Origin of the sequence: Succinimonas sp. (genome assembly GCF_045225735.1) — a bacterium.
In the GTDB taxonomy this organism is placed as follows: Bacteria; Pseudomonadota; Gammaproteobacteria; order Enterobacterales; family Succinivibrionaceae; genus Succinimonas.
Window position 1 is genome coordinate 1 of record NZ_JBGVBR010000361.1, and the last position, 4,527, is coordinate 4,527.

4 protein-coding genes are annotated in these 4,527 nt (G+C 54.1%); all 4 read left to right on the forward strand.

The features are described from left to right. The coding region (locus tag ACJROR_RS12700; protein WP_406547368.1) for a hypothetical protein at positions 1-579 on the forward strand (579 nt) is incomplete at its 5' end. A 305-nt stretch (positions 580-884) separates the two neighbouring features. Then, positions 885-1,646 (forward strand): zinc ribbon domain-containing protein, encoded by a 762-nt coding sequence (locus ACJROR_RS12705; RefSeq protein ID WP_406547369.1) that lies wholly within the window; start codon positions 885-887, stop codon positions 1,644-1,646. A 413-nt stretch (positions 1,647-2,059) separates the two neighbouring features. After that, positions 2,060-2,857, forward strand: a complete 798-nt coding sequence (locus ACJROR_RS12710; protein WP_406547371.1) for a double zinc ribbon domain-containing protein — start codon at positions 2,060-2,062, stop codon at positions 2,855-2,857. A gap of 293 nt (positions 2,858-3,150) precedes the next feature. Next, positions 3,151-4,527 (forward strand): aspartate--tRNA ligase (gene aspS, locus ACJROR_RS12715; protein WP_406547372.1); only part of this gene is annotated, 1,377 nt, incomplete at its 3' end.

A 4,527-nucleotide genomic window follows, 5' to 3' on the forward strand; every position in this document is an offset into this window, starting at 1 on the left:
TTCTGCGGCAACTGCGGAGCCTCCATGGACGGTCAGGGCGGAAATCCCTATGCCGGCAATCCCTATAACGGCAATGTTAAGAGCGGGAGATCCGGCGGTTCCGACAGTGCCAGGGCTCTGTCCGTGATGAATGAAATGAACAATATGCTGTACTGGATCGCCGGTTACGTGATCGTAACGGTGCTGGCGCAGATGTTTCAGTTTTTGACCATCGGCACTCTGTTTGCGTTAACCTATATCATGATAAAGACGCCTGCTCTGGCCGACAGATGCGGCGAAATTCTGGAGAATGACAGCGATCTTTCTCCCAGAATCGCCAAAGTGAGACCGCGGGTAAAGATGCTCTGGATCCTGTTTGCCGTGCAAATTGTCGTGACTATTGTCATGATTGCCGGGATAGTTATAGGGCTGTTTTTCCTGAACAGAAGTCCCCACGACACGGCTTTGATCGTGGGAGCTTGCGTTTTCGGGGTGTTTTTCCTGGTGTCCTTTATTGCTATTCTGGTTTACGAAATACTCCTCCTGATTGACTTCTTCAAGGTGAAGGAGGGGGTTGAAAGAGCGGTCAAGGGGTATTAGTCTGCTGTTTTTTCAGACTGTCAGGGGACTCCGGTTTTGCCGGAGTTCTTTGTTTAGAGGGCGGCTCTGCCGCTCTTCTGCGGCTCCGCGCTTATTTCGGGGCCTTTCTTTGGCTCCTGCCGTTCTGTTATCACCTCCCGTTTCCCTAATTTTTCCCGTAATAGATTATAATGAAGCCGTTAAATTTACAGTTTTCCTGCCGTTTTCGGGAAAGACCGGCTCATTTGCGGCTTGCTTAAGCCCCCTTGTCAGGGGATTCCCGGATACCCGAAAACGGCGCTCTTTATTGATGGAGATCAGCAGATATGAAATGTCCGGCCTGCGGCAATGAAATTACGGATGATGTGGTGTTCTGCCCCCGCTGCGGGAAGCATATCCCGGAGAGCGCTCCGGCGGTAAATGCCGGAGGGGCGGCCTCATCCTCTCCCAGAACCGATATTTCCGGCGGCAAAATGTGTCCCCGCTGCCAGATTCCCCTGCCCAGCGGGGCCGCCTTCTGCGGGAACTGCGGTGCTGCCGCGGACGGGAGCTCCGCTCCCCCTCAGGGCGGAAATCCCTATAACGGCAGAATGGCCGGCAGCATGATAAAATCCCGGCCCCGGAGCAATTTTTCTGAAAAGGCTATCGCCGTGATGAACGATATGGATTTCATGATGTACTGGATCATCGGCTATCTGGTGGCGCAGTTCATTCCCGGCCTCAATATGCTGAGCCTGATTGCCTTTATCTATATTCTGGTGCAGACCCCGTCTCTGGCAGACAAATGCGCCGGGATCCTTAATGATGACCGCGATCTTATGAGCCGGATTTCCCGGGTCAGACCCCGGGTGAAGGCTCTGTGGATCCTGCTGGCCCTGATAATTGTTTTATGCGGGGCAGGGGTTGTGATGATGATTGCCGGAGCCGCGATTTCTCATCATGAGGCTTCGGTGCTTCTTATTCTGGGTCTTCTGGTTCTTTTGATAATGGGCGTGCTTTGCATAGTAAGTCTGGTTTACCAGATACTCCTCACCATTGACTTCTTCAAGGTTAAGGAGGGCATTGACAGAATCGCCCGGGATTATTAAGTATCCGGGAGGGCGGCCGGCCGGGAGCTCAGGTTTTCTGGAGCCCGGTTTTGCCCGCCTGTCAGGTGCTGCATCCGAGGCCCCTTGACATGTCCTCGCGTCCCGCAGCTTAGTCCGGCGGAATATCGGGACAGCGCCATCGTTCCTGATCTCCCGGAAAGATAAAAGGATCTCATGAAATATCCTATGAGAGCTCCGGCCCTGAGCGGAGCGGTTTTCGGGGACAAGTCCGGCCGCTTTTACGTACCCATCAGCCTTGTCTTTTCCGGAGTTTTATTCCGGGTTCCCCATTTTCTGCGGATAATGGTTTATAATGCGCCGCTGTGTACAGGCCGGCGTTTTCCCGGGAAGGCGGGCAATGGCTGACAGCAATAACTGATGACAACTGCATGTTTTAAAAGGAGAGCAGCAACATGAATTGCGCATTTTGCGGCAAAGAAATCGATGATGATGTTAAGGTCTGCCCGTTTTGCAGAAAATACATCGCCAGAAATGTTTCCGGCGTCAATTTAGAAAAGCCCGCGGCTGAGCCCGCAGCTATGCCTGCTGCAGAAACGGCGTCTTATGCAGAAGAAAAGCTGTGCCCCTGCTGCCAGACTCCCGTAAAGCCGGGGGCTTCCTTCTGCGGCAAATGCGGCGCTTCCCTGAATGGCAGTTCCGGGGGCTATCAGGGCAATAATCCCTACAGCGACCAGGGAAATTCCGGCGGCAGGGACAGAGCCACCGGCATCAGGGCGACTGCTCTGATGAAGGACATGAATATCATGCTGTACTGGATAATCGGCTGCATTGCGGTGAATTTTGTGCCTTATATCGGCACCTTGCTGACCTATGTGGCCTATATTTACATTCTGATCCAGACACCGTCTCTGGCCGACCGTTGTTATCAGCTGCTGGACGGCGAGGGCGATCTTATGGCCCGAATCGCAAAGGTCAGACCCCGCATCAAGCTTTTGTGGGGCCTGTTCGCGGGTTATGCTGTTACGGCAATACCCGCGGTGGTAATATTGCTTAACCTCGTTTCCGAGATGCAGGCGCTCCAGGAAGCCGGAGGGCATCTCGATACCTTTCCTCCCATGTTTATGCCGGCATTGCTGCTTCTTCTGATCGCCACGGTGTTCTGGCTGGTTTCACTGGTTTTCCTGATCATCATGTTCATTAATTTCTTCAAGGTTAAGAGCGCCGTGGAAAACATAGCCCGGGGCTATTAAGTTCTCCCGGCGGTCTCTCGTTTGATGAGGTTTCAGAAAGCTCCGGTCTCCCCGGAGTTTTTTGTTTGGCGAGCTTATGCCACTCCTCTTGAATGCTCTCCCTGAAAGGGTGTCCCGGGGTTCATGACCAAGGCAGGGCGGGCCGGAATCCCTTCCGTCCCGCCCGTTATTTAACGCCGATTTCCTGCCATATCCCCCGGTTATGGAGTATAATGCGCTACTGATTTTTTATTAACAGCCTCGCACAAGGCTGCAAACGGACGTTTTGAAACGTAAAAGGTTAATCTATGTCAATGCGCTCAATCTACTGCGGCGACGTCAATGAACAGTATCTCGAAAAGGAAGTAACTCTGTGCGGCTGGGTGCACCGGCGCCGCGATCTTGGAGGTCTTATCTTTATTGATATGCGTGACCGCGCCGGAATTGTTCAGGTTTATTTCGATCCGGATCAGAAGGAAGCCCATGAGAAGGCCTCCGAGCTTCGCAACGAGTTCTGCATTAGGGTGCGGGGTATTGTGAAGGCCCGTCCGGAGAGTCAGATAAACAGCAAAATGGCCACCGGCGCCGTAGAGGTTCAGGCCCGGGAACTGGAAATCATTAACCGTGCCGCGCCTCTGCCTCTGGACTTCAATCAGGACAATACCGAGGAACAGCGCCTCCGTTTCCGCTATCTGGATCTGAGACGTCCGGAGATGCTGGAGCGTTTTAAGCTGAGAGCCCGCATTACCGGCTATGTCCGCCGCTATCTGGATGACCACGGTTTTATCGATACCGAAACCCCGGTGCTGGGGAAGCCCACTCCGGAAGGCGCCCGGGACTACATCGTGCCCAGCCGAATTCACCACGGCAAGTTTTATGCTCTCCCTCAGTCCCCTCAGCTTTTTAAGCAGCTTCTGATGATGAGCGGCTTTGACCGTTACTATCAGATCACCAAGTGCTTCCGGGATGAGGATCTCCGGGCCGACAGACAGCCGGAATTCACCCAGATCGATATTGAGACCTCCTTTATGACGGCCCGGGAAGTGCAGCTGGTGGCCGAGGAGATGATCACGGGACTATTTAAGGAGATTACCGGCGCGGATCTCGGGGAGCTTCCGGTAATGACCTGGGACGAGGCCATGAGCCGCTATGGTTCCGATAAGCCGGATCTCCGCATCAGCACCGAGATGAAGGACATTGCTGATATTGTCAAAGACAGCGAATTTGCCGTATTCCGGGAGCCTGCCAATACCCCGGGCGGCCGGGTCTGCGCTCTTTCCTTCCCGGGGCTTCAGGACAAGATCACCCGGAAGAAGATCGATGAGTACACCGCCTATGTGAAGGTGTTCGGCGCCAAGGGGCTGGCCTGGATGAAGGTGCTTCCTAATGCTGAGGTGCAGTCTCCCATTGCCAAGTTCCTGACTCCGGAAATGATTCAGGGCATTCTGGAACGCACCGGTGCCGCTGCCGGCGACGTGATTTTCTTCGGGGCTTCCCAGGACAAGGTGCAGATATCCACCGCCATGGGCGCTCTCAGACTTAAGGTGGCCAAAGAATTCGGTCTCGTTTCTCCCGGCTTCCAGGCTCTCTGGGTGGTGAATTTCCCCATGTTCGAGAAGAACGAAGACGGCTCCATTGCTGCCATGCACCATCCCTTTACGGCTCCCGAGGGCGTTTCCGCGGAGGATCTT